Source organism: Streptomyces sp. NPDC049040 (assembly GCF_043197715.1).
In the GTDB taxonomy this organism is placed as follows: Bacteria; Actinomycetota; Actinomycetes; order Streptomycetales; family Streptomycetaceae; genus Actinacidiphila.
In genome coordinates, this window is sequence record NZ_JBICTO010000004.1 from 416,398 (window position 1) to 443,379 (window position 26,982).

General features: G+C 69.8%; 24 protein-coding genes. 17 read left to right on the forward strand and 7 right to left on the reverse strand.

What is annotated here, in order from left to right; translation table 11 throughout:
* The first annotated feature begins 1 nt into the window (after position 1).
* Entirely contained in the window at positions 2 to 1,441 is a 1,440-nt protein-coding gene (locus ACGFMP_RS14325) for a PLP-dependent aminotransferase family protein (RefSeq protein ID WP_393672538.1), read from the forward strand.
* A gap of 61 nt (positions 1,442 to 1,502) precedes the next feature.
* Here ACGFMP_RS14325 and ACGFMP_RS14330 read toward each other — a convergent pair whose 3' ends face one another.
* On the reverse strand, positions 1,503 to 2,060 hold the full coding sequence (locus ACGFMP_RS14330) for a TIGR00730 family Rossman fold protein (protein WP_393672823.1): 558 nt from the start codon (positions 2,058 to 2,060) through the stop codon (positions 1,503 to 1,505).
* Positions 2,061 to 2,222: 162 nt separating this feature from the next.
* The gene (locus ACGFMP_RS14335; RefSeq protein WP_393672539.1) at positions 2,223 to 3,179 is read right to left on the reverse strand and encodes an SDR family NAD(P)-dependent oxidoreductase; all 957 of its coding nucleotides are present in this window, start codon (positions 3,177 to 3,179) and stop codon (positions 2,223 to 2,225) included.
* Between the two features lie 792 nt (positions 3,180 to 3,971).
* Here ACGFMP_RS14335 and ACGFMP_RS14340 point away from each other — a divergent pair.
* The 7 genes from ACGFMP_RS14340 to efeB all read left to right on the forward strand — a co-directional run bounded on the left by ACGFMP_RS14340 (position 3,972) and on the right by efeB (position 13,256).
* Positions 3,972 to 5,441: an amidase gene (locus ACGFMP_RS14340; protein ID WP_393672540.1), complete on the forward strand. Its 1,470-nt coding sequence runs from the start codon at positions 3,972 to 3,974 to the stop codon at positions 5,439 to 5,441.
* Between the two features lie 130 nt (positions 5,442 to 5,571).
* On the forward strand, positions 5,572 to 6,174 hold the full coding sequence (locus ACGFMP_RS14345) for a TetR/AcrR family transcriptional regulator (RefSeq protein ID WP_393672541.1): 603 nt from the start codon (positions 5,572 to 5,574) through the stop codon (positions 6,172 to 6,174).
* A 271-nt stretch (positions 6,175 to 6,445) separates the two neighbouring features.
* Positions 6,446 to 7,186 (forward strand): SDR family NAD(P)-dependent oxidoreductase, encoded by a 741-nt coding sequence (locus ACGFMP_RS14350; protein WP_393672542.1) that lies wholly within the window; start codon positions 6,446 to 6,448, stop codon positions 7,184 to 7,186.
* A 197-nt stretch (positions 7,187 to 7,383) separates the two neighbouring features.
* Complete coding sequence (locus ACGFMP_RS14355) at positions 7,384 to 8,241, forward strand: TIGR03620 family F420-dependent LLM class oxidoreductase (RefSeq protein ID WP_393672543.1); 858 nt, start codon at positions 7,384 to 7,386, stop codon at positions 8,239 to 8,241.
* A 617-nt stretch (positions 8,242 to 8,858) separates the two neighbouring features.
* Positions 8,859 to 9,275: a nuclear transport factor 2 family protein gene (locus ACGFMP_RS14360; protein WP_393672545.1), complete on the forward strand. Its 417-nt coding sequence runs from the start codon at positions 8,859 to 8,861 to the stop codon at positions 9,273 to 9,275.
* Positions 9,276 to 9,708: 433 nt separating this feature from the next.
* Positions 9,709 to 11,739 (forward strand): iron uptake transporter permease EfeU, encoded by a 2,031-nt coding sequence (gene efeU, locus ACGFMP_RS14365; RefSeq protein WP_393672547.1) that lies wholly within the window; start codon positions 9,709 to 9,711, stop codon positions 11,737 to 11,739.
* Between the two features lie 263 nt (positions 11,740 to 12,002).
* Positions 12,003 to 13,256 (forward strand): iron uptake transporter deferrochelatase/peroxidase subunit, encoded by a 1,254-nt coding sequence (gene efeB / locus ACGFMP_RS14370; protein ID WP_393672824.1) that lies wholly within the window; start codon positions 12,003 to 12,005, stop codon positions 13,254 to 13,256.
* A gap of 179 nt (positions 13,257 to 13,435) precedes the next feature.
* On the opposite strand, the gene ACGFMP_RS14375 is transcribed toward efeB, so the two are convergent.
* Entirely contained in the window at positions 13,436 to 13,987 is a 552-nt protein-coding gene (locus ACGFMP_RS14375; RefSeq protein WP_393672548.1) for a hypothetical protein, read from the reverse strand.
* Between the two features lie 250 nt (positions 13,988 to 14,237).
* On the opposite strand from ACGFMP_RS14375, the gene ACGFMP_RS14380 reads away from it, so the two are divergent.
* Together ACGFMP_RS14380 and ACGFMP_RS14385 are read left to right on the forward strand one after the other, a co-directional pair.
* Complete coding sequence (locus ACGFMP_RS14380) at positions 14,238 to 15,077, forward strand: AraC family transcriptional regulator (RefSeq protein WP_393672549.1); 840 nt, start codon at positions 14,238 to 14,240, stop codon at positions 15,075 to 15,077.
* Positions 15,078 to 15,144: 67 nt separating this feature from the next.
* Positions 15,145 to 15,726 (forward strand): dihydrofolate reductase family protein, encoded by a 582-nt coding sequence (locus ACGFMP_RS14385; protein ID WP_393672551.1) that lies wholly within the window; start codon positions 15,145 to 15,147, stop codon positions 15,724 to 15,726.
* Positions 15,727 to 16,132: 406 nt separating this feature from the next.
* Here ACGFMP_RS14385 and ACGFMP_RS14390 read toward each other — a convergent pair whose 3' ends face one another.
* Positions 16,133 to 16,951 carry a barstar family protein gene (locus ACGFMP_RS14390; RefSeq protein ID WP_393672553.1) on the reverse strand — a complete coding sequence of 273 codons (819 nt, stop codon included), beginning with the start codon at positions 16,949 to 16,951 and terminating at the stop codon, positions 16,133 to 16,135.
* 172 nt (positions 16,952 to 17,123) lie between these two features.
* Here ACGFMP_RS14390 and ACGFMP_RS14395 point away from each other — a divergent pair, with 172 nt between their 5' ends.
* On the forward strand, positions 17,124 to 17,279 hold the full coding sequence (locus ACGFMP_RS14395; protein ID WP_393672555.1) for a hypothetical protein: 156 nt from the start codon (positions 17,124 to 17,126) through the stop codon (positions 17,277 to 17,279).
* Between the two features lie 176 nt (positions 17,280 to 17,455).
* Here the strand turns inward: ACGFMP_RS14395 and ACGFMP_RS14400 are convergent, their stop codons facing one another.
* From ACGFMP_RS14400 to lanL, 3 genes are all read right to left on the reverse strand, one after another.
* Positions 17,456 to 18,127, reverse strand: coding sequence for an RICIN domain-containing protein (locus ACGFMP_RS14400; RefSeq protein WP_393672556.1), 672 nt, complete (start codon positions 18,125 to 18,127; stop codon positions 17,456 to 17,458).
* Between the two features lie 283 nt (positions 18,128 to 18,410).
* Positions 18,411 to 18,557: a hypothetical protein gene (locus ACGFMP_RS14405; protein WP_393672557.1), complete on the reverse strand. Its 147-nt coding sequence runs from the start codon at positions 18,555 to 18,557 to the stop codon at positions 18,411 to 18,413.
* Between the two features lie 192 nt (positions 18,558 to 18,749).
* Positions 18,750 to 21,602: a class IV lanthionine synthetase LanL gene (lanL, locus tag ACGFMP_RS14410; protein WP_393672559.1), complete on the reverse strand. Its 2,853-nt coding sequence runs from the start codon at positions 21,600 to 21,602 to the stop codon at positions 18,750 to 18,752.
* Positions 21,603 to 21,948: 346 nt separating this feature from the next.
* On the opposite strand from lanL, the gene ACGFMP_RS14415 reads away from it, so the two are divergent.
* The 6 genes from ACGFMP_RS14415 (at position 21,949) to ACGFMP_RS14440 (ending at position 26,911) form a co-directional block, all read left to right on the forward strand.
* Entirely contained in the window at positions 21,949 to 22,071 is a 123-nt protein-coding gene (locus ACGFMP_RS14415) for a hypothetical protein (RefSeq protein WP_393672560.1), read from the forward strand.
* A gap of 212 nt (positions 22,072 to 22,283) precedes the next feature.
* Positions 22,284 to 24,248 carry a RiPP maturation radical SAM C-methyltransferase gene (locus ACGFMP_RS14420; RefSeq protein WP_393672562.1) on the forward strand — a complete coding sequence of 655 codons (1,965 nt, stop codon included), beginning with the start codon at positions 22,284 to 22,286 and terminating at the stop codon, positions 24,246 to 24,248.
* Positions 24,233 to 24,820 (forward strand): DUF5825 family protein, encoded by a 588-nt coding sequence (locus ACGFMP_RS14425; protein ID WP_393672563.1) that lies wholly within the window; start codon positions 24,233 to 24,235, stop codon positions 24,818 to 24,820. The genes ACGFMP_RS14420 and ACGFMP_RS14425 overlap by 16 nt, the downstream gene beginning before the upstream one ends.
* A gap of 27 nt (positions 24,821 to 24,847) precedes the next feature.
* Complete coding sequence (locus tag ACGFMP_RS14430) at positions 24,848 to 25,192, forward strand: hypothetical protein (protein WP_393672564.1); 345 nt, start codon at positions 24,848 to 24,850, stop codon at positions 25,190 to 25,192.
* A complete protein-coding gene (locus tag ACGFMP_RS14435; protein WP_393672565.1) occupies positions 25,185 to 26,129 on the forward strand; it encodes a hypothetical protein in 945 nt (314 codons plus the stop codon). The genes ACGFMP_RS14430 and ACGFMP_RS14435 overlap by 8 nt, the downstream gene beginning before the upstream one ends.
* Positions 26,126 to 26,911 (forward strand): class I SAM-dependent methyltransferase, encoded by a 786-nt coding sequence (locus ACGFMP_RS14440; RefSeq protein ID WP_393672566.1) that lies wholly within the window; start codon positions 26,126 to 26,128, stop codon positions 26,909 to 26,911. The genes ACGFMP_RS14435 and ACGFMP_RS14440 overlap by 4 nt, the downstream gene beginning before the upstream one ends.
* Positions 26,912 to 26,982: the final 71 nt, after the last annotated feature.

A 26,982-nucleotide genomic window follows, 5' to 3' on the forward strand; every position in this document is an offset into this window, starting at 1 on the left:
GATGGCAAATCACCAGACCAATTCCACGTCCGCCCCGCCGGTCGAGCCGGGCGCTGATCTGCATCTGGAGCTGAGCGGGCCGGGGCTGCGCATCGGACTTGCCAACGCGCTGCGCGACGCCGTACGGACCGGCAGGCTGGGGCCGGGCACGCGGCTGCCTGCATCGCGCACCCTCGCCGCGGATCTCGGCGTCTCCCGCAACACCGTGACGGACGCATACGCCGAACTGGTGGCCGAGGGCTGGCTCACCGCGCAGCAGGGGTCCGGGACCCGCGTGGCCGACCAAGCCCAGGCGCACACGGCGGAAGCGTCTGCGCCACGCACGAAGGCAGCTCAGCACCGCCCCGCCTACGGTCTGAAGCCGGGCTCGCCCGACCTGGCGAACTTTCCCCGCGCGCAGTGGCTCACCGCTGCCCGCCGGGCACTCACCGCCGCGCCCAATGAGGCCTTCGGCTACGGCGATGCCCTCGGCCAGGAGCAGCTGCGGTCGGCCCTCGCGGACTACCTGGCACGGGCCCGCGGCGTGTACGCCCATCCGGAGCGCATCATCGTCTGTTCCGGTTTCCACCACGGGCTTGCGCTGATGGCTCAGGCACTCAGATCGCGTCAGGTACGGGCGGTGGCCGTCGAGGCGTACGGTCTCGACCTGTATCGCGACCTGCTGACCAGCGCCGGCCTCGACACCCCGCCCGTGCGGGTCGACGAGTTCGGAGCGCTTACGAGCGATCTGCCGCTGCTGCGGGAAGCCGGCGCGGTACTGCTGACGCCGGCGCACCAGTACCCGATCGGAGTGGCGCTGCATCCCGACCGCCGGGTGGCGGCTGTCGACTGGGCACGCGCCAGCGGCGGACTGATCTTGGAGGACGACTACGACGGCGAATTCAGATACGACCGTCAACCGGTGGGCGCCCTCCAGGGCCTTGACCCTGACCGGGTGGTCTACTTCGGCTCGGTGAGCAAGTCGCTGGCGCCGGGGCTGCGGCTCGGCTGGATGGTGCTGCCGGAGGAACTGGTCCCGCAGGTTGTGGCGGCCAAAGGGCACGGCGACTACATGTCGAGCGCGCTGGATCAGATGACTCTCGCGGAGTTCATCACTTCGGGCAGCTACGACCGGCACGTGCGGTCGATGCGGCAGCGCTACAGGCGCCGCCGCGATCAACTCGTCACGGCCCTGGCGCACAGTGCGCCTGCCGTCCGTGTCACCGGTATGGCCGCCGGGCTGCAAGCGGTCGTCGAACTGCCTCGTGGGACCGAAGGCGAGGTCGTCCAGTCGGCCGCCCGGCGAGGCCTTGAGGTCAGCGGGCTCTCGGAGTTCTTCCACCCAGGGGCGGAGCGCGACCGCCGGGGGCCCGAGCAGGACGCGCTCGTGGTCAACTTCGCGGCTTCCTCCGACAGCGCGTGGACAGGCGCGCTGGAAACGCTGCGCAGCGTCATGCCGTAGGCACACGCGCAGTGCGCCAATGCGCTCGAACCTCTCCACCCTCCACGGTTCTCCCTGATCCTCAGGGCTGCCCGCTGTGTCGCCGCTGTGCGAGGCACCTCTCCAGGTACGCCAGCGCACCGGCCCCCTCGCTCGCCACGAAGAGCAGCTCGGACAGCGGAACCGGCAGAAAGCCGTCCCCCTCCATCCGCCGGAGCTGAAGGACGAATCCGTCGTAGAAGCCCGCGGTATTCAGCAGTACCACCGGCTTGGTGTGCAGTCCGTGCTTCCTCAGCTCGAGAACCTCGGTCACCTCGTCCAGCGTGCCCAGCCCGCCGGCCAGCACCACAACCGCGTCGGACGCGGCCAGCAGCGATGCCTTCCGCTCGGCGAGATCCTCGGCCACCACCATCTGGTCGGCGTCACCCCTGGCCCAATGCCGGAGAAAGCTGACCGAGATCCCGACCAGCTGTCCTCCGCCGGCCCGCACTCCGTCAGCGACGACCTTCATCAGCCCGGTGTCGGAACCGCCCCATACCAGGGTGTGACCATGCTTGCCGACAAGCTCCGCGAACTCGCGAGCCGGACGGGTGTGGACCTCGTCGAGGTCCGCGGCGGACATGAAGACACAGATGTTCATAGCCATGGGCGTTGTCCCGGTCATGGTCACGACACTATGCGCACAACAGTCCAGGTATGCGGGCCATTGGCGAAGCGAAAGAGGGGACCTATCGCCCGGGAACATCGGTCATCGAGGCGAGCCGGCCCGGCTGCCCCCACCCGTGCGCGGGACTCGGGGGCATCAGACAACGGAGATGGCGTACTCCCACAGGCGATCCGCCGCGGCCGGGTCGACGGACCAGTCGGCGACCAGGCCGACGGTCGCCTCGGGGCCACCGGCCAGGATCCCTGGATCTCCCTTGATGACCTCGGCTTCCTGGTTGTTCTCGAAGTAGCGTCCCGTCACACCGTCCAGGAGTGGTGATGCTGCCAGCAGGGCACTCGTGGCAGCACCCTGCTCAGGCGTTTTGAAGTGGCTCGGGGTCAGTCGGTTGCCGTCCGCGTCCTGGGCACCGAGCGCTTGGAGAGTGGCCGCGTCCAGATGGCGTGCCAGGTTCGTGTGGACCACCCCGGGAGCGCTGGTGTTGGCGGTGATGCCGTCCGCGGCCCAGCGGCGGCTGATACCGACCGCCAGCAACACGTCGGCGGTCTTCGACTGTGCATACGCCGTCAGGGGGTCATATGTGCGGCGCTCGTACTGGGGATCGTCGAAATCGAACCCTGCCAGCAGGTTCGCCCCCGAGCTGACGGTGACCACCCGCCCTCGCTCCGCGGATCGGAGGGCCCCGTGCAGGCCGGTCACCAGGGCGAAGTGTCCAAGGTAGTTGGTGGCCAGCTGCATCTCCCAACCCACCGCGTTGACCTGCCTCTCGGGCAGCATCATGACACCCGCGTTGGCCACGATCGCGTCGACCGGCCCATCCCAGGCGGAACAGAAGGCCTTCACTGATCCGAGGTCGGCCAGGTCGAGTGCGGCGACCTCGGTGTCCGGGAACTCCTCGGTCATCGCCATCGCCGTAGCCGGGTTGCGCGTCGCGATGGTGACGTGTGCGCCGGCCCGGGCCAGGGCGCGGACGGTCTCTGCCCCCAATCCTGACGCCCCTCCGGTGACGATCATCCGTCGCCCGGTCAGGTCGACTCCGGCCAGAACCTCCGTGGCGGTGGTACGCGGGCTGAAAGGGGTGGTGGCTCGTGTCATTGCTGCATGATCCTTGCTCGACGAAGTGATGCTTTGCTGGGTATGCGCACCGCGCACCAAAGACCGGGCACGGCTGCGGCGGCCCGGAGTCCCGCTGCCCTGGCGGTCACAAGTCCGCGGGCGACTGCGCATCGGCCGGTGGCGCGATGGTCGGCCGTCGATCGAGCCATCCGGGTCCCTGTGGACGCCGGACGTGCGATGGACCGAGTCCGGGCGCTGCGTGTGCTTGGCAAGGTGGTCAGAGGTGGTCACGTGGCCATGCTGGTAACGCTATGTCGACCGCGGACCGTCACATGGGTCCATTTCTGCCTCTGTCCAGGGGGCCACTTGCCCTCGCGGGAGTCCGGGCCGCCGCTGACGGCCGCTAGGTCTCGCGAGTATTCACAGCGGGTCAGCCGCCGCTCAAACCTGCCTTGCCAGGCACCAGCGGAGGGTTTCCGCTCCCTCGGAGCGTCGTCCCGCGGCGCCGCAGTGCCCGCGCCCGCGTTTCGATGCTCCCCCCGGCGTCCTGCGGGCCAGGCTTCATCCTCTACGGTGAGCGAGCGGGCAGATGTCCCATTTGACAGGGATGGTGCGCAACACTGGTTGTTCAGTGACCGGTAAATATTTGCGCTGACGTGTTCGCCGGTCGAACCCGGGGCGCTACGGTCCGCCGTCATGGTTCCCCACGTCGTCGACTGCGCCGGGATTTACCGGCAGTGAACCCATCGGCAGCCGGCGCCGTCACCCCTGTACTCGACGGTGACATCCGACGGTGACCCTGACGCGCCGAACAGGAAGTAAAGAGCATCCATGAGCGTATCGGACTACATCTACACGACCGCGGTCGAACTGACCGCGGCAATGGACGCCGGCGAGGTGTCGGCCGTTGAACTCACCCAGGCGGCGATTGAGCGGATCGAGCACTACGACACCGACATCAACGCGGTCTGCGTCCACGACTTCGATCGCGCCCTGACCGGCGCCCGTGACGCTGACGAGGTCCGGGCCAGAGGAGGGCGGCGAGCACCCCTCCTCGGGGTCCCGATGACGGTCAAGGAGTCCTTCAACGTCGCAGGGCTGCCGACGACCTGGGGAATCCCGCCGTTCCGGAATTTCGTGGCAGACGACGATGCGGTCGCCGTGAAGCGGCTCCGTGCGGCGGGCGCCGTCATCCTTGGCAAGACGAACGTGCCTGTCGCACTCGGGGACTTGCAGACATACAACCCGGTCTACGGCACGACGAAGAACCCGTGGGACGTCCGGCGGACCCCTGGGGGATCTTCCGGGGGGTCAGCTGCAGCGCTCGCGTCCGGATTCGGCGCCGTCTCCCTCGGTTCCGACATCGCCGGCTCGCTGCGCATCCCGGCCCACTTCTCGGGTGTGTACGCGCACAAGCCTTCCTTCGGCCTCCTTCCCACCCGTGGGCACACGCCCCCTCCGGCTCCACCGCTGGCGTACGACCGCGACCTCACCGTGATCGGGCCCATGGCCCGCAGCGCCGGTGACCTGGCAGTCATGCTCGACCTGTTGGCCGACCCCGACGAGACGGCAGTCGGCATCGCCCACCGCCTTGCACTGCGAACCGCCCGGCACGACGACCTCAGCAGCTACCGCGTTCTCGTCCTGGACACGCATCCGCTCATTCCCACCTCGGACGAGGTCCGCGCCGCCATCGAGCACCTCGCCTCCCTACTGGCCGCCGCCGGCGCGAGAGTCGAGCGACACAGCCCCCTACTGCCCGACCCGATCGAGGCGGCCCGCATCTACATGCGACTCCTGCTTGCCGCCATGGCCGCCGCCTACCCGCCGGACTCCTACCAGCAGGCTCTCGACGCTGCGCAACGCATCGACGCGAGCGACACGAGTCTCGCCGCAGAACGCGTCCGAGGAGCGGCGCTCAGCCACCGGGACTGGATCGCGACCGACAACCTCCGGGCTCGGCACCGGGCAGGGTGGAGCGAACTTTTCACCCGGTTCGACATCGTGGTGTGCCCCGCATCGCCCACCGTCGCCTTCCCCCACGATCACAGTGCCGATCAGTGGGGACGCAGCATCGAGATCAACGGCGCGGACCACGCCTACCCGGACCAACTCGTCTGGGCGGGCGTCGCCACGACACCGGGTCTCCCGGCGACCGTCGCGCCGATCGGCAGATCCAACGAGGGGCTCCCGATCGGCGCGCAGTTCATCGGGCCGTTGTATGAGGACCGTACGCCCATACGATTTGCCGAACTTCTGGAGAGGGAGACCGGTGGTTTCACCCCACCCCAGTTCCCCTGACCTCCGGCCGGACCATTGCACCGCAGACACCGTAAGATGCATTCGAACACGCGTACGACATTCGTCGCGTCGCAGGTGGCTGGCGTACCTTGGCGAGGACTACAAGCCTGCTTCGGGAGCGGAGGCGATCATGACAGGGGGACGGCCGCGCACCTTCGACAGCGACGCGGCCCTCGATCGGGCGCTGGAGGTCTTCTGGCGGCAGGGCTACGAGGGCACCGGGATATCCGACCTCATCAAGGCGATGGGCATCAAAAACGCGCCCAGCCTGTACAACGCCTTCGGAAACAAGGAGCAGCTGTTCCGCAAGGCGCTGGATCGTTATGCCGACGGCCCTGCCGGCTACATTCGCGAGGCGTTCGGTGAGCCGACCGCCCGGGCGGCCGTCGAAGCGCTCCTGCACGGCGCCGCTGACGCGACCACGGATCCCGACCATCCCCGCGGCTGCATCACCGTCCAGGGTGCTCTGGCATGCTCGCCGGGCGCGGAGACGGCACGTGACGAACTTGCCGCGCGCAGGGCGGGCGGCGAGGCGGCCCTGCGGGAACGGCTGCAACAGGCGAGCCGAAGTGGCGAACTGCCGGCCGACGCCGACCCTGAGGGCCTTGCCCGCTACTTTGCGACCATCTACCAGGGCATCGCGGTCCAGGCGGCCGGTGGAGCGACCCGGGAGCAGCTCCACCAGATCGTGAACACGGCAATGACCGTTTGGCCGCAGAGCCCCGGCACCTGACACCACCCTCGCGCCCACGCCGACGGCTTCGCTTCGAGGCAACCGTCCCTGAGAAGCGTCGACTGGACGGCGCTCACCTCCGGCAGGCGGCGCCTCGGCTGGGCAGGCCGCTGCGTTGATCACCATCGCGCGACTCAAAGGCGCAGTCGCCATGCTTGACATGGAGCTCTTGCCGCCGTAGTTTTTTAGTGGTCGCTAAAAAATGCACTGCCGGGAGTGCTTTTCCCGGAGCGACGAGTCACGCACACCAAGACTTGAGGGAGCGTCTCCCATGGGACAACTTGACGGAAAAACAGCCATCGTGACCGGTGGCACCAGTGGAATCGGTCTGGCCACCGCGGTGCGCTTCGCGGCCGAGGGGGCGCACGTCTTCGTCACCGGTCGCCGCCAGGACGCACTCGATGCGGCGGTGGCGAAGATCGGCCGCACGGCGACCGGCGTGCAGGGCGACGTCTCCGATCTGGCCGATCTCGACCGGCTCTACGCCGCTGTCGCCGCCCAGGACCGGAGGATCGACGTCCTGTACGCCAACGCGGGAGGCGGAGAGTTCGCCACGCTGGAGCAGGTCACCGAGAAGCACTTCGACGAGACGTTCGGTATCAACACCAAGGGCGTGCTCTTCACCGTCCAAAAGGCGCTGCCCCTGCTGAACGACGGCGCCTCGATCATCTTGCAGGCATCCACCGCCGGGTCCGCCGGCAATGCCTCCTTCGGTGTGTACGGAGCCACCAAAGCAGCAGTGCGGTCCTTCGCCCGGACATGGGCCGTCGAACTCAAGGATCGCTCGATCCGCGTCAACGCGGTCAGTCCCGGCACCATCGACACCCCCGGTATCGACGGCCTCAGCCCCGACCCGGAACAGCTCAAGGGTTACCTGGCCGGCTCGATCCCGCTGGGACGTATCGGGCGGCCGGAAGAGGTCGCCGACGCGGTCTTGTTCCTCGCCTCGGACCAGAGCACCTTCATCACCGGCATCGAGCTCTTCGTCGACGGCGGCACCAACCAGGTCTAGCCACCGAGCACCACCCCCGCCCCGGACCGGAAAACGCTCGCCGAGTGAGGCACCAGCGCGCCCGGCACCCTTGCCTGGGGCGGGCTCGGCATCACCGCGGAGCCTGCGCCAGGCCGGGATGCACCGGCTGAAGCGGACATCCATCGGCAGGGGCCACCCGGCTCCTGCCGGGCACCTTCACAGACAGGGCAGAACACATGCGGTTGGGTCTGACAGGGATCTGGAGCATCGAACTGCGGACGGCCGATCCAAGCGAGATCACCGACGCCGCCGCCGAACTCGATGACCACGGATTCGGAGCCCTGTGGATACCGGGACTGGGAGGCGGCGACATCCTCGGCGACTCGGAGCGGCTGCTACGGGCCACACGCAAGACGACGGTGGCTGTGGGCGTCGCCAGCATCTGGCGGCATCGGCCCTCCGAGATGGCAGCCGGACACGCCCACCTTCAGAACACCTACGGCCGCAGGCACCTGCTCGGCCTCGGCGTCAGCGATCCGGCAGCCGCCCAGAGCGAAGGAGGCCCCTTCCGGCCCCTTGCCGACATGAACGCCTACCTGGACACGCTGGAAGGGGCCCCCGCACCGGTGCCCGCCGGCGAACGCGTCCTGGCGGCACTCGGCCCCAGGATGATCGAACTGGCCGGACGACGCACGGCCGGCATCCATCCGTTCATGGTCGCCCCGGAATACTCGGCAGCAGCGCGCAAACAACTGGGCGAGGGGCACCTCATAGCGCCCTACCAGGCCGTGGTCCTCGAAGAGGATCCCGGGAAGGCCCGCGGCGCAGCACGTGACTTCCTGGGCGCATTCCTTGGCATGAAGCACTATGTGCAGAACCTGCTCCGCCAGGGATTCACCGAGGAGGACGTCAGCCACGGCGGAAGCGACCGCCTGATCGACAGCGTGGTGGCCTGGGGGAACCTGGAGGCCATCGGCGCACGTATCCGCGCACACCACCAGGCAGGTGCCGACCACGTTTGCCTGCACGTCGTGGGTGCAGGACAGGCGATGCCCCTGCGCCACTGGCGAGAGCTGGCACAGCTCAACTCCTGACGGCCGCCCCGTGCGCGATTCGCGCCTGAAATGCGCCCTGGGGCGGCGCTCCGATGCGAAAGTGGGCCACTGGCCGGACATCCGCGTCCTTCGCGGACGCCCCGGGGATCTCCAAGACGTGCGTCCCGGCCGGCGCCGGTAAGGGAAGGTGTGTCGAGCACCGCCCCTCCCCTGCCGCCGCGGCGGCTGCCACTGGGGCGCACCGTCGACGAATTCGTTCTCACCTCCACCCGCGACCGGCCCCGGTACGGAAATGGACCGGCGAACCGGAGGTGAAATGGACCAGACCTCTCACCCGCCCGGATCCGTACTGTGGGTGATGTGCGGCAATGAGGACCAGGCCCGGACCCGCTCAGGGACGTGCCTCGGCCCCTCACCCGTGGGACGGCCAGGGGCACGGCGGGCTGTTTGACGCGGCGCGGCCGGGGAGCCGAGCCGCCCACGGCAACTCGTCACCGGCACGGCCACGACAGGCCGTTTCGCCGAGCAACCGCCCGCCTCATCGTCACGCGGCATCCAGGCAGCGGGCCGCTCGCGGATGCAGCACCCCAGGGCTGTCCGGGAGCCTCGCCGCAAGAATCCCGGCCACATCCGATCAACGGACAAGGACACAAGTGATGACAACCAATGCGACGACGTCCCGGCGGGTGGCCGAGGAGCTGGTCAAGCGACTCGGCGAGCAGGACCAGGAGGGTATCCAGGAATTGTTCGCGCCGGAGATCGACTGGTTCGTGCCGGGCAGTGCCCGGTTGCCCTGGACCGGTCGCCGCACGCGCCGCGAGGAGGTGGCCCCTTTCTTCACCACCATGTGGTCGGCCTTCAAACAGGGCATGAGCAAGGTCGTGCCCGAACGCATGATCGTCGACAGCGGTGACGTGATGCTGCTGGGGACTTTCACCCATACGGCCGCGGACACGGGAAAGGAATTCACGACACCGTCCGCCATGCACTTGCTGATCGAGGACGGCCAGATCGTCCGCCTGCACCTGTATGAGGACACACTGGCCGTGGAGCAGGCGTTCAGCACTGACTGAGCCTTTCCCAACCTGCTGTGCGCCTTCGGTAGTTGGCGTGACAGACGAGTGGAGCCCCCGGTGGACGGGTTCGCAGCCCAGATCCCCCGTGCCACCAGAGGCTTCACGTGTTTGTTCACCCGTCCGGGCTGGGCCTGTCCAGCTCGCGTCTGCGCTCCTCACCGCCCGTCTGCGCGACCGTCGCCATGCGATATGGACAGCCGGTGGTGCCGGTTGAGCGCCGGCCGACAGGCCACTTCGCACGTCGCCACTTCTGATCCGCCGGCCCAGGCGAGGCGTCGGCGTGATCGACGAAGAGCCTCCCCACCCTCCGGCCGGCCGGTGCTCCGGAACCTCCACGACCTCCGTCTACACACCTGTAGACCCGCCTGCTAAGGTTTGCCTAAGCTAATGGGCCGGAGTCCGGCTGAACCGACCCGGGGAGGGCACCTTCATGTGGGACAACGCGTTCCCCAACTTCCTCATAGGCCTGCGGGAAGGCCTGGAGGCAGGGCTCGTCGTCTCGATCCTGGTGGCCACCCTGATTCGCGGGGGCAACAGCCAGCGGCTGCCCCAGGTCTGGACCGGTGTGGGCGCCGCGGTCGGGCTGTCGCTCAGCTTCGGAGCGGTACTGACGTTCGGCTCGCAGCAGATGCCCACCACCGCCCAGGAGGCTTTCGGCGGCTTCCTCTCGATAGTCGCGGTGGCCTTCGTCACCTTGATGATCTTCTGGATGCGCCGGAACGCGCGCAGTCTGTCGGGTGAGATCAAGGAGAAGGTGGCCGCGGCGCTCACCATGGGCGCCGGCGCGCTGGTCGTCACCAGCTTCCTCGCGGTCGGCCGTGAGGGCCTGGAGACCGCCCTGTTCCTGTGGACCAACGCGCAGACCGCGCACGGTTCCAGCGCAGGGCCGCTGCTCGGCGGGGCCGTCGGGCTCGTGGTGGCGACCGGACTGTGCTGGGCGCTCTACAAACGCGTCCTGAGGATCAACCTGACCAGGTTCTTCACCTGGACCGGCTTCGGCCTGATCGTCATCGCGGCCGGCGTGCTCGGCTACGGCCTGCGCGACCTCCAGGAGGGCAAGGTTCTTCCGGGCGGCGGCTCGTACCTCGTGGACGTCTCGGCGCACATCGACGCGACCTCGTGGTACGCGCAACTCGTCCAGGGAGTGCTGAACCTCACGACGCAGATGACGTGGCTTCAGGTCGTGGCATACGTGGTGTACCTGGCCGTGGTCATGAGCCTGTTCGTGCGGGGGCTGCGGGCCGCCCCGGTGGCGGCGAAGCAGGAGGCCGCCGCGGCGCCCGCGGCCAGAGCCGCTGCCCGGCGCGTGCCGCGCTGGACCGTACCGGTGGCCGTCGTCGCCATCCCGGCTGTCGCCGCCGGCGTCGTCATCGCCGCGTCCGGCGGGAAGAAGGCCGCGGCCTTGACCGTGAGCGTGTCGGAATCGGACTGCGGCAGGGGTTTCACGGCCCCGCAGCCCGGCCGCCAGACGTTCCGCATGCACAACACCGGCAGCAAGGCGTCGGAGGTCTACCTCATCGACCCGGCCAGCAACGCGGTGTACGGCGAGATCGAGGGCCTGGCCCCCGGCACCACCCGCGACCTGGTCGCCACCCTCGGCAGCGGCGCGTACGCCTGGCGCTGCGTACCGACCGGCGGCAAGGCCGTGACCTCCGCGACAGCGCGGGTCAGCGGCGGCGGTTCCGCCAAGCCCGTGCTGCCGCTCGCCGCCGCCGAGCTGGAGCCCCCGCTCGCCGCCTACCGGACGTACGTGGACGCCGGGCTCGACAGGCTCCAGGCGCAGACCGCGAAGCTCGCCGGCGCCCTCACAACCGGCGACCTCGCCGCAGCGCGCACCGCCTGGCTGAGCGCGCACCTCACATACTCCTCGCTCGGTGCCGCATACGGCACCTTCGCCGGCTTCGACGCGAAGATCGACGGCCGCAAGGACGGCCTGCCCGAAGGCCTCACCAGCCCGGACTTCACCGGCTTCCACCGCATCGAGTACGGCCTGTGGCACGGGCAGTCCGCCGCGACCCTGCGCCCCCTTGCCGACCAGCTCGCCACGGACGTCTCCGGGCTGCGCAAGGCGTTCCCCACACAGGACTTCGACCCGTCCGACCTGCCGCTGCGCAGCCACGAGATCCTCGAGAACACCCTCCAGTTCGAGCTGACCGGCGACACCGACCAGGGCAGCGGCAGCAACCTGGCCACCGCCGACGCCAACCTGGCAGGAACCCGCGAGCTGCTCCACGTGCTGAGCCCGCTGATCACGCGCCGGGCACCGCAGCAGCTGACCGTCATCGACGCCGACATCGCCCGGCTGCAGGGCCTGCTGGACGCCGCGCACCACGGCGCCGCCTGGACGCCGGTGGAGCAACTGGACACGACAGCGCGGCAGAAGATCAACGGCGCGACCGGGCAACTGCTGGAGGACCTGGCGCCGGTGCCAGACCTCCTGGAGATCCGGAAGTCCGCGTGACGGGCAGGCCCGCTCCGCAACCGGGCGCCCCAGATCCGCAGGACGGCGCGTCAGGAGAGCGGGCACCGCACGGCGGCGTGCGGTGGACACCGCCGGACACCGCCACCCACCACAACCTCACCCGCCCGCCCCTCCCCGAAGGGAAATCCGCGATGTCCGCCGAATCCGCACACCCCCGGGGCCGCACCGCCGACGCGCCCCCGGCACGCCCTGCGACCAGCGCGGCTCCCCCGAACTTCGCGTCGTCGCAGGGCACCTGCCCGATGGGCGCGGACCGCCGGTCCTTCGTGAAGACCGCGTTCGGGGCGGGCGCCGGCGCGGCGGCGCTGGCGGGGGGCGGCTTCGCGCTGGCCTCGGCGGCCGGCGGCGGCACCGCGCACGCGTCGGACGCCGCGGAGCCGGGGCGCGCCCCCGCCGTACCGTTCCACGGCGCGCACCAGGCCGGCATCACCACCCCCGCGCCGGCCGCGGCCACCTTCGTGGCGTTCGACGTCATCGCCGACAACCGGGCAGAACTCGCCGACCTGCTGCGTACGATCACCGGCCGGGCCCGCTTCCTGACCGCCGGCGGCACCCCCGCCGACCTCGGCGTCGGCGCCCCGCCCTCCGACAACGGCATCCTCGGCCCGACCGTCCCTGCCGACGCCCTCACCGTCACCGTCGGGGTCGGCGCCTCCCTCTTCGACGACCGCTACGGCCTGGCCGACGCCAAGCCGCGTCGCCTGGGCCCCATGCGGGTCTTCCCCAACGACAACCTCAAGACCGCCGAGTGCCACGGCGACCTCTCGCTGCAGATCTGCGGCGGCAGCACCGACACCGTGCTGCACGCCCTGCGCGACATCGCCCGCCACACCCGCGGGGCGATGCAGATCAAGTGGCGCATCGACGGCTTCCAGAACGCCCCGCGCCCCACCGGCTCGCAGCGCAACCTGCTCGGCTTCAAGGACGGCATCGTCAACCCCGACGTGTCCTCCTCCAGGGAGATGGACCGGCTGGTGTGGGTCACCGACGGCCTCGGCGAACCCGCCTGGACCACCGGCGGCAGCTACCAGGTCATCCGGATCATCCGCATGCTCGTGGAGTTCTGGGACCGCGTCTCCCTCACCGAGCAGGAGAAGATGTTCGGCCGCCGCAAGGACACCGGCGCCCCGCTGGACGGCGCGAAGGAGACCGACCCGCCGAACTACCCCAAGGACCCCGAGGGCAACGCCATCCCGCTGGACGCCCACATCCGCATGGCCAACCCCCGCACCGCGAAGACGGACGACTCCCGCATCCTGCGCCGCGGCTTCAACTTCGACCGTGGCATCGACGCCGTCGGCAACCTCGACATGGGCCTGGTCTTCTGCTGCTACCAGCAGGACGTCGTGCGGCAGTTCGAGGCCGTGCAGACCCGGTTGATCGACGAGCCGCTGGTCGACTACATCTCCCCCGTCGGCGGCGGCTACTTCTACGTCCTTCCCGGCGTACGCGACACACGCGACTGGCTCGGACGAACGCTGCTCTCCGCGGGCTGACGATCGCTGGCGGAAGTGGCACATATGGCCACGCCCCGGACGGGAGGCGGGTCACACCGACGCCGCCGCAACATCCGCCGGGGCGGCTACCCCACCGCCGACGCCGCCCGCGCCGAGTGTTGTCGACACGAATCCTGCCCGGCTCGCGGACGCCTGCCCGGTCGAGGAACTCGCCGTGCCTATCTCGCGACGCCTGTCCGCACCGTCACCGTGCTGGTGGCGGGGCGGTGCCAGGGCGAGTTCCGGCCCGCGTCCTGGGCCATGTCCGAGGGCAGCGTCGCCATCCCCATCACCACAGTCGCCACCGCGACCCTGCACTCCGAGTCCTGATCGTCTGCCGCGGGATTACCCGGGCAGTACCGGGAGATGTACGTGTTGTACCCGTCGATGATCATCCCGAGATGATCACTGGTGGCCGGGTACCGGGCGGCCTTCCCGCTGTCGGCCAGTGCCGACGTCATGTCGAGGATGGTCTCGTCCACGCTGCGGAGCAGGGTCGCGCAAGGTTCCGCGGAGGGGCTGATGTCGCAACCGTTCTGCTCTTGGCCGAGTTGCGTGACGAGCGTGGCGATGCGGGTCTTCCATGCGGCCGGGTCGTAGACCGGAGCGCTGGTGGTACCTGCGGGCGCCGGTGTGTCGGTGGCTTTGCTGTCGCTGTCGGACGGCGAGCAGGCGGTGGCGGTGAGCAGAAGCGCGGCGGTGGCGAGCGCGACGGTGGTGCGGGGGTGCATGGTCCCCCTCAGCGTGGTTCTGAGGGAGTGTCCCGCTTGCGGGGGTGAAATGTGGGCGGTGTGACCGGGTTGTGATGAGCACCCATGTCGCTACAGCGGCAGTTCGAGAGCGACGATCGAACTGCGCGGAGTGCGATTCCGCCGCCTTCAGCGGGAAGCATCAGCTCGCCGTGTGGCCGGGCCCATCCCTGGAACCTCGTACACGCCGTCCCCGGCGCGCGCCAGGCGGGCCGTCGGCGATGATGTGAGCGTGGAGTATGTGTCCAGAGTGCCGCGTCCGCCGCTGGACGGGCTGATCGACGACCTCTACTACCTGGAAGGCGCCCCGCCGTACTCCCGGTTGACACTGCCGGCGGCGCCCGCGCCGCTGCTCATCGTGAATCTCGGGGCACCGTTCCTCGTCCGCGCCGGCACCGCCGACGAGGCGGCGGAGTACGCCGACGGGTGCGTGGTCACTACGCCCACCCGCGCGTGGGAGTTCGGCTACCCACCCCGGACCCGGTCCGTCGGCGTCCACTTCAAGCCATGGGGGCTGGGGCCGTTCCTGCCGATGCCGGCGGCCGAGTTGTGCGACCGGCCGGCGACGGTGGAGCAGATCTGGGGCCAACCCGCGATCGCTGAGCTGCGTGACCGGCTGACCTTCGCGGACGCACCGCACGAGATGCTGATGCTGCTCGAAAAGGAGCTGATGCGACGGCTGCGCCAGACCGACGGTCTGGAACTGGTCTGCCAAACGAGCAGCGTCATCGCGGCGGCCAGCGGAGGGGTGGCGATCAGAGACCTGAGCGTGACAGCCGGTGTCAGCAGCACTCATCTGGCACAGCGGTTCAAGGAACTCATCGGCGTCACGCCGAAGCGGCTGGCCCGCAGCTACCGCTTCACCGCCGCTGTGTTCGCAGTCGACCCCGCCGGACCGATCGACTGGGGGGAACTCGCCGCGAGCGCGGGCTACTTCGACCAATCCCACTTCGGCCATGAGTTCCGGACCTTCACCGGACTGACGCCGACCCGGTACCTGGAAGCCCGGCAGAAGTTCCTGCGCGAACATCCGGGCCACGTGCTGGACAGCTGGCCGCTTCCCGCCGATTGATTTCCTACAAGAGCGACAGCTCACGCTACGCCAGACTTGGGGCACCCCAAAGCAGAGGAGAAAGCCCGTGGGCAAGGTGGTCATGTACGCCTCGGTGTCTGTGGACGGCTTCATCGCGGCCGAGAACGACGATCCCGGTCCACTGTTCGAGTGGTTGTCCAGCGGTGACGTCCCGCTGGACGACAGCGGCTTCTTGAAGGTGTCGCAGATGTCCTACGACTACACCCGGCTGTACTGGGACCGGATTGGGGTGACAGTCGCCGGCCGCCACGTCTTCGACATGACCGAGGGCTGGAACGGGACGCCTCCGAGCGGGATCGACCACGTGGTCGTCGTGACCCACCGGGGCGTGCCCGAAGGCTGGGCAGCCGAGGCCCCTTTCCACTTCGTCGACGGCATCGAGGCGGCCATGGCCAAGGCGCAGGAGCTTGCGGGTGACCGCATTGTCGAGGTCGCCGCCGGCGACGTCGGTGGGCAGGTGCTTGCCGCGGGGCTGGTCGACGAGGTGCGCATGGACGTCGTGCCCGTCGTGTTCGGCTCCGGCAAGCGCTACTTCGGTTCCGTCGACGCACAGCACCTGTTGGACGATCCGGACGTGGTGATTCAAGGCAACCGGGTGCTACACCTGCGCTACCGGGTGCGCGGTTGACCGATCCGAGTGGGTACGCGAAGAAGTCCGCCGCGCCGCTGGCACGGGATCGGGGCCTCCGGCTGCGCTTGTGTGTCCCCGTCCCGGGCTGGAAGTCGAGGCCTTCCAGATGGGCAGACCCCGACTTGTCCGACGCTGCCTTCGCCTGTCCCGAGATGCTCGCCCGGCTCTCCGAGCTCGAAGCCGAGCTCCAGCTGCGCAGAAGCGTCGGCCCAAGGCCGCAGGCTGGATCGGTGAGGACGAGGGCATCGACCTCACTCTCACCTTCCTCCGCGCCAAGCGCCAAGCGCCACGAAGCCCAAAGCCGAGCCCAGCGACCGGCTGTCCACCTCGGCATCTCCGCACGCCGCCGTCCGCAGGAGTGCGGGTGACCTTTGCCGGACCAATACCGGTAAGCGAGCAGCTGTCACCGAAGGACGACGCTCACACCGCGTTCCTCGAAGATCTCCAGGAGCAGGTCGAACAGCACAAGCTCGCGATCACCGGCCGCCACGCGCTCGACCAACCGCGTCCGAGCCTCGGCCGAGGATTCCCAGTGCAAGGTGAACGGAGTAGCGGCCCCCCAGCCGCCGAAAAGGCAGTCGTCCAGAGCGTCCAGGTTCCAGCCGAAGTACCCGCCCGGCCCGTTGACGGCCTCACCGATCGCGCAGTAGAAGCTGTCTTCGTCGACGATGTGCCGGCCATCCAGGGTGAACACCTGGCCCGCAGGCGCATCGGGCTTCCCCTGCCGCTTGTACTCCCGGGACCACAGGGCCACCGAAAGCCACGCGTGTCGATCCTCCGGTGCGAGTCGGTGCCACATTCCGGTGCGGTTCAGGTGACCGGTGCGGACCAGGTCCCATACAGGTTCCGCTCCAGGCAAGGCGTTCTCGCACCAGAGCGTCACCGTGAGGTCGACAAGGCCGACTCCACGAGTGGAGGGCCTGACGTCGATGACGGTGACCTCGCCGACGAAGTAGGACCCCATGGTGGCACCTTCGCCGTCGAGGAGGTCGAACCAGGCATTCCCGGCAACGGCGCGACGACTACCGACATGGTCGACGCTCTTCAGCAGACCCCCGTGCGGGAGGCAACCCGCGAGGTGCACTCGGCGTGCGCCCTCCCCGTCCGGCAGAGGCGTGAAGAACCCCTCGGCCTCGTGAGCGAGGCCCCAGAAGTCGCTGTCGTCCTCGTCCGAGGTCAGCGAGTACTTCTGGCCCTCGCTGCCCCGCCCCGATGCTCGCATCGCACCCCCAAAGAGGACTGATCCTACCGACGCCGGGAAACTTGCCCCGCAGTCGCCGAGTCCACCACCCTCAAGGCTTCGGCGTAGTCTCGCGACGGCATCCGGCCGTTACTGACGTGATTTTTGTTCGGGCTCCTGTGTGGAGTCACCATCTGACGGCTGACGCGTCGAGGTGGACGATGCGCTCTTCCGGTTCCTCGCCACCTCGATCATGGAGCGCTGGATACAGACCTGCCCGCATGAACTCCGCGACCGCACCCTGATCTGGAACCAGCGCCACCTCCCCCACGCACTCAGGCAGTTCGAGACCCACCAACATGTCGCGTGACCAGGCCGGATGATGTGTCGGCACCCACAGAGCTGCCATCACCGTGCCATCACGCGTACCGCCAACGCATTGAGCGGGTCCGCCGTTTCCGACGAACCCGCTGGTCGCACCGTCGGGACCACAGGATGTGAACCTGCGACCCCTTGACCCCCAGCGTCCTCGACGCCCCGTGCGCGCTACGAGCCGAGAGAGCCGCCGAAGACCTGGGCTGTGCTCCCGTTGCACGTCCACTGCTGGACGGGGGTGCCGTTGTCGTTCGAGTTGCCCTTGAGGTCGAGGCACAGCAAGGCGTTCACGCGTGCCGCGCTCCACGTCTGCACGACGAAACCGCGTCCGCTGGGCTGCTCCTCCCACAACTGGTCGGCGATCGTGTCGGCCGACCCGCCGGCACAGGGCACCACGTCGGCCTGGACGCCGGCGACGAGGCTGCCCTCGGCCTTGATCTCCAGGCACATCCCGGTCCGGAGGTTCTTGATCTGATAAAGCGTCTGGAGTGTCCCGAACTCGCCGGTGGGCACCTGGGCGTAGGGATGTGACGACCACTCCTGCTCCGAGACACCCGAGCAGTCCCATGCCTGCACGCGCGCGTGAACCGGCGTCCGCGCGATGTCCTCGCTCTTCACGTCCAGGCACTTGCCGTCCTGCGCCACCGCGTGGTTCAGGACCCGGATGGGTCCGTAGGAGGTGTCGGCGGCGGCATGTGTGACGCCCGTCGTGCCGGCCATGAAGGCCGCCGCCACGGCGGCGCCGACCATCCTGGCCTGCCGCCACCTGCGGCCCGCCCTGCCGGAACCGGTGCTCGGGGAGCAGGCGGGCGCCCCGCCGGGTCGGCTGTCGCTGCTGGTCATTCGTCGGTCCCTCCTGGCGGCGCGCCTTGCGCGCCTGCGTGGGTAGATGCGCCCTATGGGCCGTGACGGGCCGACCGGGCACGGGCATCCCGGACCGGGGGGTTCCCACCCCCGCGATCCATGCGGATGCCCGTGCCGGCCGGCGCGTCACGGCTGGATGTGCCTTCCGCCGGAGGGCCCCGTCAGCAGACCCGGGCCGTACCCCGGCAGTCCCTGGTCCTGCCGGGGCGGCCGAGCCGGGTACCCGCCTCGCGGGATCCGAGCGGACAGTGCACCGAACGCCCTACTCCGCGGTCGGCGGCTGGAGAGTGGTGACCAGCGTGGTCGTGATCTCGATCTTGGTGAGAAGGAAGCACTTCACCATCCCCTCCTGCCCCATGGGTGTGCGCTGTTCCTCGGGGAGCATCTGGAGCTTGTCGAACTCGGTCATGGTGCGGTTCCTCTCTGGTGTGCGGTGTGTCGTCTTCCTGCGACGGTCGGCGGTCACTCGGGACTGCCGGCCGGGTTCGTGGGGGCACCGGGCGGTCCTGGCCATGCCGTGTGTGCACGACACACACGGCCTCCGCGGGTGCCGTGCCGGTGCCGCAACGTGTGCATCGGGGTGCGTGGGCGAGGCGCCAGGTCACAGGGTGCCGCCGACGGCGTGGGTCCAGGGGCCGGTGCCGCCGTGGCGCAGGCGCAGCAGGAAGCCGAGGGTTCCGGCTTCGCCGTGTCCGTAAGCGTGGTCCCAGCCGGCGGTCAGCGGGTCGCCGCCGCGGCGGCGCAGCGCGTGGATGACGGCCGCCAGGTCCTCGGCCTGGGTACGGTAGCCGCTCCGGCCGGTGTGCTCGGCGAGGTCGAGCAGGAAGTGCCCGGTGCCCGCCAGGCCGCAGCACAGGCCGGGGGTGGTGTCCCACCGGCTGTACGGCGTGGGCGCGCACTGCTCGGCGAGGTCGGCGAAGCGCTGCTCACCGGTGGCCGCCCACATCCGGATCAGGAAGGTCCCGATGCCTGCCGGGCCGGTGCACCACTGTCCCGTGTCGGGATTGAACGGCCCGCCCACGGTCGTGGGCCAGCTGGCCGCGCCGTCCTGGACACGGGCGGCGCGGACGAGGGTGTCGACGGCGCCGAGAGCGGCCTCCATGTATCGCGCGCGGGCCGCCTGGCCGGCCGCGCTGCCGACGGGGCCGGCCTGGGCGGTGCTCACCCGGCCCTCTGCGCAGGGAGACCCGCCCGCACCCGGGGTGTGGGGAACGGCTTGCGCGGCGCCCAGCAGGAACAGGCCGGTGCCGGCCACGCCATGGGCGAATCCGTAGGCGTTGAAACCGGCCAGTGCGGAGTCGGCGGAGTCCGGCGTCGGCCACAGCCAGTCGGGGCCCTCCCGGCGGGCCGCACCCAGGACGTTGTCGGCGCAGGCCAGGGCCCGCTGGAGCAGGCGCGGGTCGTGCGTGGCGTGCCACAGGTGAAGCAGTGCCGTCCCGGCGCCGGACAGTCCGTGGGTGACGTCGGGGCTGGGGTGCCCGGTGGGCAGCTCCACCGCGAGTTCCACCGCCCGTCCTGCAAGGCCCGCGTCGTCCAGGAACCGGGCCGCATCGTGCAGCGCCCATGCGGTGCCGGCGCGGCCGAAGGCCAGGCCGGGCAGCAGCCGCGGCACGTCGGTCAGGCGCCGGTCGATCCACCGGGCCGCCTGGCCGACCGCCTCCCGCAGCACCGGGTCGTCGCTTGCCTGCGCCGCCCGGGTGAGGGTGGCCAGTCCCCCTGCGGCGCCCCGGAACAGGTCGCACGCGTCGGCCCTCTCGGACTTCCGGGCGGGTGGCCACAAGGTGGGCTCGTCGGGTGTCATGGACGCGCGCAGGCGGGACAGGCCGTCGGTGACCAGCCGGTCCAGCTCTCCCTGCCGCAGCCAGGTCGCTGCCCGCCCCCGGGTCGGTGCGGCACCGGCCGCGGCGAGGAACTTCTCGGTCCGATCCAGCGTCCACCGCCGGACCGGGTCGGCCTGGGTGAGGGCTGTGACCGGTTCCAGCAGCGCCGCCAGCGCGGGATGGTCCCGAGCGATCCGCGACAGGATTCGCGCCCGCTCCCGCCCGTCCGCAGGAGTGCCGTCATCGCGGTGTCCGCGGACCCAGCGCGGGTCGAGGCCGCCGGTGGTGGCGCAGAAAAGGGTGACGCCCAGGCTGAACAGGTCGGCGCTCGGTTCGGGCACCGGTATCGGCACGGCCCGGCCCCCGCCGGAGCGGGTGACCTCGGGGGCGGCGAAAGCCGGCGTATGGGCCGGGGTCCTCTCCCGGTCGCGCTCGACGACGTACTCGGCGTCGATCAGCCGGAGCGCGCCGGACGGAATGACCATGACGTTCGACGGCTTCAGGTCGCGCAGCACCAGGCCCGCCCGGTGCACCGCGTCCACCGCGGACACCAGCCGGCGGGCCACGTCGAGGGCGTCGTCCACACTCGGCCCACCGCGGTCCGCCCGGTCCCGGGCCCACTGGTGCAGTGACACGCCGGGCACCGACTCCTGGACCAGGAAAAGATGGCCGTCCTCCTCGATCAGGGCCACCATCGCCGGGAACAGTCCCAACGGCGCGGTGAGCTGGAGCATCCGCGCCTCCTGCCGCAGCCGGTCGCGGGCATCGGTGCCATCCAGCAGCCCGCCCACGTGAGCGCGCGCCTGCTTGACGACCACCTCGCCGCCGTCCCGCTCGTCCGTCGCCCGGTACACACCGCCCTTGCTGGCATGCCGGATCGCGCCGGTGACCCGGAACCGGCCCCCCAACCGCACCGCCTGCCGCTGCGCGGCGGACGGCGGGTCCTCGGGGGGCGGGTCGCCGGCGACCGCGGAGCCACCCGCCGGCTGCACCCGGTCATCGGACAGCGGCTGATCGGGAAAGGGGGAGACCGCCCACGGCGGCGGAGAGAACCACGCCCTGCGCTCGTCCTTGACCACCGACCCGTCGGGGCCGGTCATCCGGGACTCGAAGGTCCCGTCATCGGTGAACACCTCTTCGGCCGAGAACTCCCCGTACCGGTAGTGCACCAGGCTGCCCGGCCGCACCGGCCGGTCCGACAGGATGCCCGGCCCTGCCAGGTCCGCGGTCTCCGCGTCCAGTTCCGCGGCCAGGGCCCGGAACTGGATGTCATCGCGCGGATAGACCGTCATGAACTTGCCGGCCCCGCCTCGGTCGTACCAGGAGTCGACCAGGTCCAGGACACGCGCGATGTCCGTGCCGAACTTGAAGGCGCACCCGTGCCGGGCCAGGACCTCCGCGGCCCGCGCCAGCACCAGGGGCGCCGACAGCGGCGTCGCCGACACATGCAGCTTCCAGCCGTGCCGGCGGGACGCGGCCCAGGACGGCGGGGTCACCATGCACCAGAGGCCCTCGGCGCGCACCACCCACCGCTGCCCGCCGCACCGCCCCAACACCCCCCGCACCACGTCCAGCAGCACCTCCGAATCCACCGCCGCCACCGCGGGCCGCACCTCCCCGACAGCACCGGCCACCAGATCACCCACCTCACCACCGCAGCGGCCACCAGGACATCGGGACACTCCTCCCCGACGTCCCTGAGCGGCAGCGCCTGCACAACGGAACGACGTTGCGACCCTCACACCCCGCTTCGCAGGTCGGCAATGAGCAACCGGTACTCAACTCATTTGCCACAAAGCCCATTTCACCGATCTCCGGCTGTCCGGCGCGGGTGCGGGCCGTTCTCCTCAGGCCGGCCCCGCGCACCGCACCGCAAGATCGGCATTAGGTGTTTTCACGGATTCGTCGGCAGCGGTACGGGGGCAGCCTGATGACACCTCTCGGCCCACGCCGAGTTGTGCGAGAGCAGGAACATCGCGCATGCCGGTCACTTCTGACGATGGAGGGAGGGGCACCATGGAGAAGGTTGTCGTGAACAGCGACCCGCAGAGCACCGAGCAGGACGAGGCACTCATCACGGTCGGCGTTACCGTCTCGTTCTGACGGATGTCCGCCATGAACCTGCCGGTTCAGGACTCTTCCGGTGCGGCCGGATCACCGGCCGCACCGGAAGCACGCTCAGGATCCACCGCCTCGTGCCGCTCGTCCGTCACCTGATGCCCGCGAGGCCGGTACTCGACTGACATCTCCGCCTGAACACGCGCACTCGGCGCGACAGGCGTCGATGGAAATCACTGGCTCACGCCGGAGGACACATGAAGATCACACTGGTGTGCATGCCATGGGCCAGCATGGCGACCCCTTCCCTCGCGCTCGGAATACTTTCCCGGCGGATCGCGGACAACTTCCCGGACATCGAGACGACGTCCGTCTACGCGAACATCGACTTCGCCGACTGGATGGACCAGCAGGGTGGACTCGGTGCCGCCGACTTCACCTTCTTCTCGCTGGGAAGCTACTTCATGGGGTGCGGCGACTGGGTGTTCTCCTCCGCGCTCTACGACGATCCCGCGTGGCGGGTCGAGGAGTTCAACCGCAGGATGGCGGACGACCTGACGCCCGAGCAGATGGACACCTGCCGGCGCCTGCACGAACTGGTGCCCGAGTTCATCGACACGATGGCGCGCCGGCTGATAGCCGACGGCCCCGACCTCGTGGGCGCCACCTCGACCTTCCAGCAGAACGTGGCCTCGCTCGCGTTGCTGCGCCGGATCAAACAGCTGTCCCCCGGCACGGCGACCGTGATGGGTGGCGCCAACTGCGACGGCCCCCAGGGCGAGGCGTTGCATCGCAATTTCCCGTTCCTGGACTATGTCGTGCGCGGCGAGGCGGAGCGGTCGTTCACACAGCTCGTGGACGCCCTTCACACCGACGGCGCGCGCAGCACGTCACCAGACCCCGGCGTGGCCGGGAGCAGGCCGGACGTGTCCCGCATCTCCGGGCTGTGCTGGCGCGACGACGAGACGAGTGTGAGCAATCCGGCGACCAAGCAGCTCCTGGCGCCCGCGGAGATCCCGGCACCCGACTACGACGCCTACTTCGACCGGATCCGGCGCTCGCGCGTGCAGTCCTGGTACGAGCCGGTGCTGGTCGTCGAGGGCGCGCGCGGCTGCTGGTGGGGCGAGAAGCACCACTGCACGTTCTGCGGACTCAACGGGTCCGCGATGACCTTCCGCAGCAAGAGCCCGCACATCTACCTGGAGGAGATCCTCACCCTGGCCGGGCGCCACCGCGTGCTGGACTTCTACGCCGTGGACAACATCCTGGAGATGTCGTACCTCGACTCCGTCCTGGACAAGCTGGCCGACGCCCCCTTCGACCTGCGGATCCAGTACGAGGTCAAGTCGAACATGAACCGGTCGCAGATCGCCCGGATGCGGGCGGCCGGAGTGGTCAGCGTGCAACCCGGCATCGAGAACCTCAGCAGCCGCGTCCTGAAGATCATGGACAAGGGCGTGAGCGGCACGCACAACGTGCGTTTCCTCAGGGACGCGGAAAGCTGCGGCCTGACAGTGGCCTGGAACTACCTGTACGGGTTCCCGGGCGAGACCCCGGACGACTACCTGCCGGTCATCGAGCAGTTCCCGGCCCTGCACCACCTCCATCCCTGCAGCGGGGCCAGCAGGATCGCGCTGGAGCGTTTCAGCCCCTACTTCGACCGCCCTGAACTCGGCTTCGCCGAACGCCGCCCGCACCGGCAGTACAGTCTCATCTACGATCTGCCCGATGCCGAACTGGCCGACCTGGCCTACCTGTTCGAGACTCCGGACCAGGGCATCGAGGGCAAGCTCGCCAGCCAATTGGAACAGGCCCTTCGCGAATGGGGCGGCAACCACGTCCGCAGCCATCTGTCCTACACCGACCTCGGCGACCGGATCGAGCTGAGCAACTCCCGTCCGGGCTTCGCCTGGCGTTCCATGACGCTGGCTGATCCCGTCGAGATCGAGTTGTTCCGCGCCCTGCACAACCCCAGGTCCCTGGAGCAGCTGGAGCGCCGCGCGGTCAGGAGCGGCGAGGACTGGGACACGCGGCGCGTCGAGACGCTGCTGGCCGACTGGCGCCGCGCAGGGCTGATCTTCGTGGAGGCCGATCGCGCCGTCCAGGTCGCCACCGAGGACGAGAACCAGCTGATGTGCCGCATCCGGCGCGAGAGCGATGACGAGGGCGGCCCCGAACTGGCCCTCGCACTGGCCGGGGAGCCCACATGCGTGAAGATCTGATGGTGACGTCAGGAACCGGGAGCCCCCTGGCCGTCGGTGAGCACGTGCACGACCTGTACCGCGGCGGCGTACGGTTCACCTCCCTCGACGATCCGGTCCGCCTGGACTCCCCGACCCCGCGCGACCTGCGCGCGCTCGACTTCGTCCGGGTCGCCTCCGCCCGGGGCCTGATCGTGCGCTGGCACCTGCGCACCGGGGAGGAGGCCGATCCGGCTCTGACAGCACGCGACCTCAGCCATCTGCAGCCCCCCGTCTCCCTCGACGGCGGCCGGTCCGACGAGCACATCGCCCAGTGGCGGGCCCGCTTCTACCTCGGCCGCTGCATGTGGCGCCGCGGTCCCGGGTTCGTGCAGATCCGCGACCGGCGGGACGGGAAGCTGCAGCGCTTCGAGTTGGTCCGGCCCGAGTACGTCCAAGCCGTCCCCCTCCTGGAGGAGCAGCGGACGGACGGTGTCGAGCCCGAGGTCCTGGCCGCCCTGCGTGCCGAGCGCCTCCTGCTCACCTTCGGCGACATGGACTGGTGGGCGCCCTACCTGCTGGACCGCTGGCCCTCGCCGTCCATGGTCCTGTGACCGGTCCCGCAACACGGAGGGAGTGTCGTGGTCAACGCGATCGCCGCTCTGACGCTCGGCTGCGCGGCCCTGGCCTGGCTGGTGTGGCGCGGCTTCTTCACCCCGGTGGGCTCATTCGGCTCCTGGGCGATGTTCTCCCACATCGGCGCCTACCGCGCGACTTTGCACGACGACGCCCACGACGGGCGGCCGGTCTGCCCGTGGGACTACGAACTGCGCCAGGACGTCTTCCGTTCAGCCGCCTCGCTGCAGTCGCTGGTGCTCTACCTCGCTGAGGAACACGGCATGCGCGTGGTCGGGGACGGCGTCGTCCTGGTGCCGTTCGAGTCCATCAGGATCGTCGTGAGGAACGGAGGAGTCGTCCGTGCATGACCCGCTGCCGGCCGCGTTCCCCGTTCATGGGAGCGCGGCCGGGCTGTCGATGTGCCTTTTCCGCCTGATCCTCGGTTCGGCCCTGCTGTGGAAGATCGTCGCCGACCACGTCTACGGCATGGCTCGCTACTTCGACCTGTCCCCCAAGTCCCTGGTGCGCTGGCGCTACGAGCGCGACGAGATGGCCGTGAAAGTGCTGCTCAGCCCGGCGGCGTTCAGGGTCTTCTACGCTGCCCGGGCGGTGGCCGTGCTGGCTGTGTTCGCCGGCGTCCTGACCCCGCTGGCCGCCGGCGTCGTCGCCGCGTGGTGCGTGTTCGAGTTCACCTTCGACCGCAAGTTCAACACGTTGTTCCTCGGGATGATGTCGGTGCCGTTCGTCTTCGCCACGGGTACCGGCACCTGGTTCAGCCTGCAGTCGCTCCTGGACGCCCCGTCCCTCTCGGCGTTCGCCGCCCCGTCCCCGGCGCCCGGCGGCGGGGTGTCGTGGCCGCAGGCGGCCGCGGTCGTGCTGATGTTCCAGGTGTACTGGAGCAGCGCCCTGTACAAGGCCAGGTCCCGGCAGTTCACCAGCGGGGACACGCTGCAGAAGGTCTTCGCGCAGTTGGCCTCCCTGCGCGAGGAACTACCCGACAGGCAGCGCGAGTACTTCTTCCCCGGCTGGTTCACCCGCCGCTTCGCCACTGCCGAGTCGTCGCTCGTCGCACGCCGCTGGCGCATTCCCTCGCTCGTGACGGTCGGCGTGGAAGCGGCCCTCCCCGTCCTGCTGGTCTTCCCGGCCACCTGGTGGGTGGGCGCGTTGCTCGGAGTGCTCATGCACGGCGCCTTCACGGCCATGCTGCCCAAGCGCCTCGTGCCTTTCAGCCTCGCCTCGCTGGGAACCTACGTGCTCTTCCTCCCCGAGCACGACCTCGCCACCTTGATGAGAGGCCTGACATGACAGATCAGACGGTGAAGGCACCGGTCAGTTTCGGAGCTCGCGCGGACGACTACGACCGGCTGCGGCCCGACTACCCGGCGCGAGGGGTGGCCCGGGCTCTGACCGCTCCGGGCGAGGAGCACCGGCCCGGTACGGCACTCGACATCGGCTGCGGGACCGGCAAACTCGGGTCCGTACTCGCGGCGCTCGGGCACGACGTCACCGGCGTGGAGCCGGACCCGCGCATGGCAGCCGTCGCCTCGGACAAGGGGCTTGCCGTCGAGGTCGAGCCGTTCGAGACGTGGGACCCCGCCGGGAGGCGGTTCGACCTGGTCGCCTGCGGCCAGGCGTGGCACTGGCTGCGTGCGGGAGAGCGGACCGACAAGGCCGCGAGGTGTCTGCGCCCCGCCGGCCGGATCCTCCTCGCCTGGAACTTCAGCACCCTCCCGCCGGCCACCGCCGCCGGCCTGCAGCGCGTCTACGCCTCCACGCTGCCGGACGGTCTGCCGACAGGGCAGGACGGCAGGGCGTCGCTGTCGGAAGCCGATGTCGACGGGTACGCCGAGGAACTGCGCGGCCACGGGCTCCGGAACGTGACGAAGACCAGGACACCCTGGCAGTCCCGGCTCACCTCCCGCCAGTTCTGCCGGCTGCTGGCCACCGACAGCCGCCACCTGTCCCTGCCTGAACCGACACTGCGGCTGCTGCTGCGTGAAGTGGCGGGCTTCCTCGACGCGGAGGAGGGCGGCGGGATCCGCCTCGACTACACCTGCGTGATCGTGGGGGCCCGGGTCGCCGGGTGACCCCGCAGTGCCGCAGCAGGGGTGACTCCGGGACATGCCGCCCCCTCTTCACATGCCCCGGCTGACCGTCG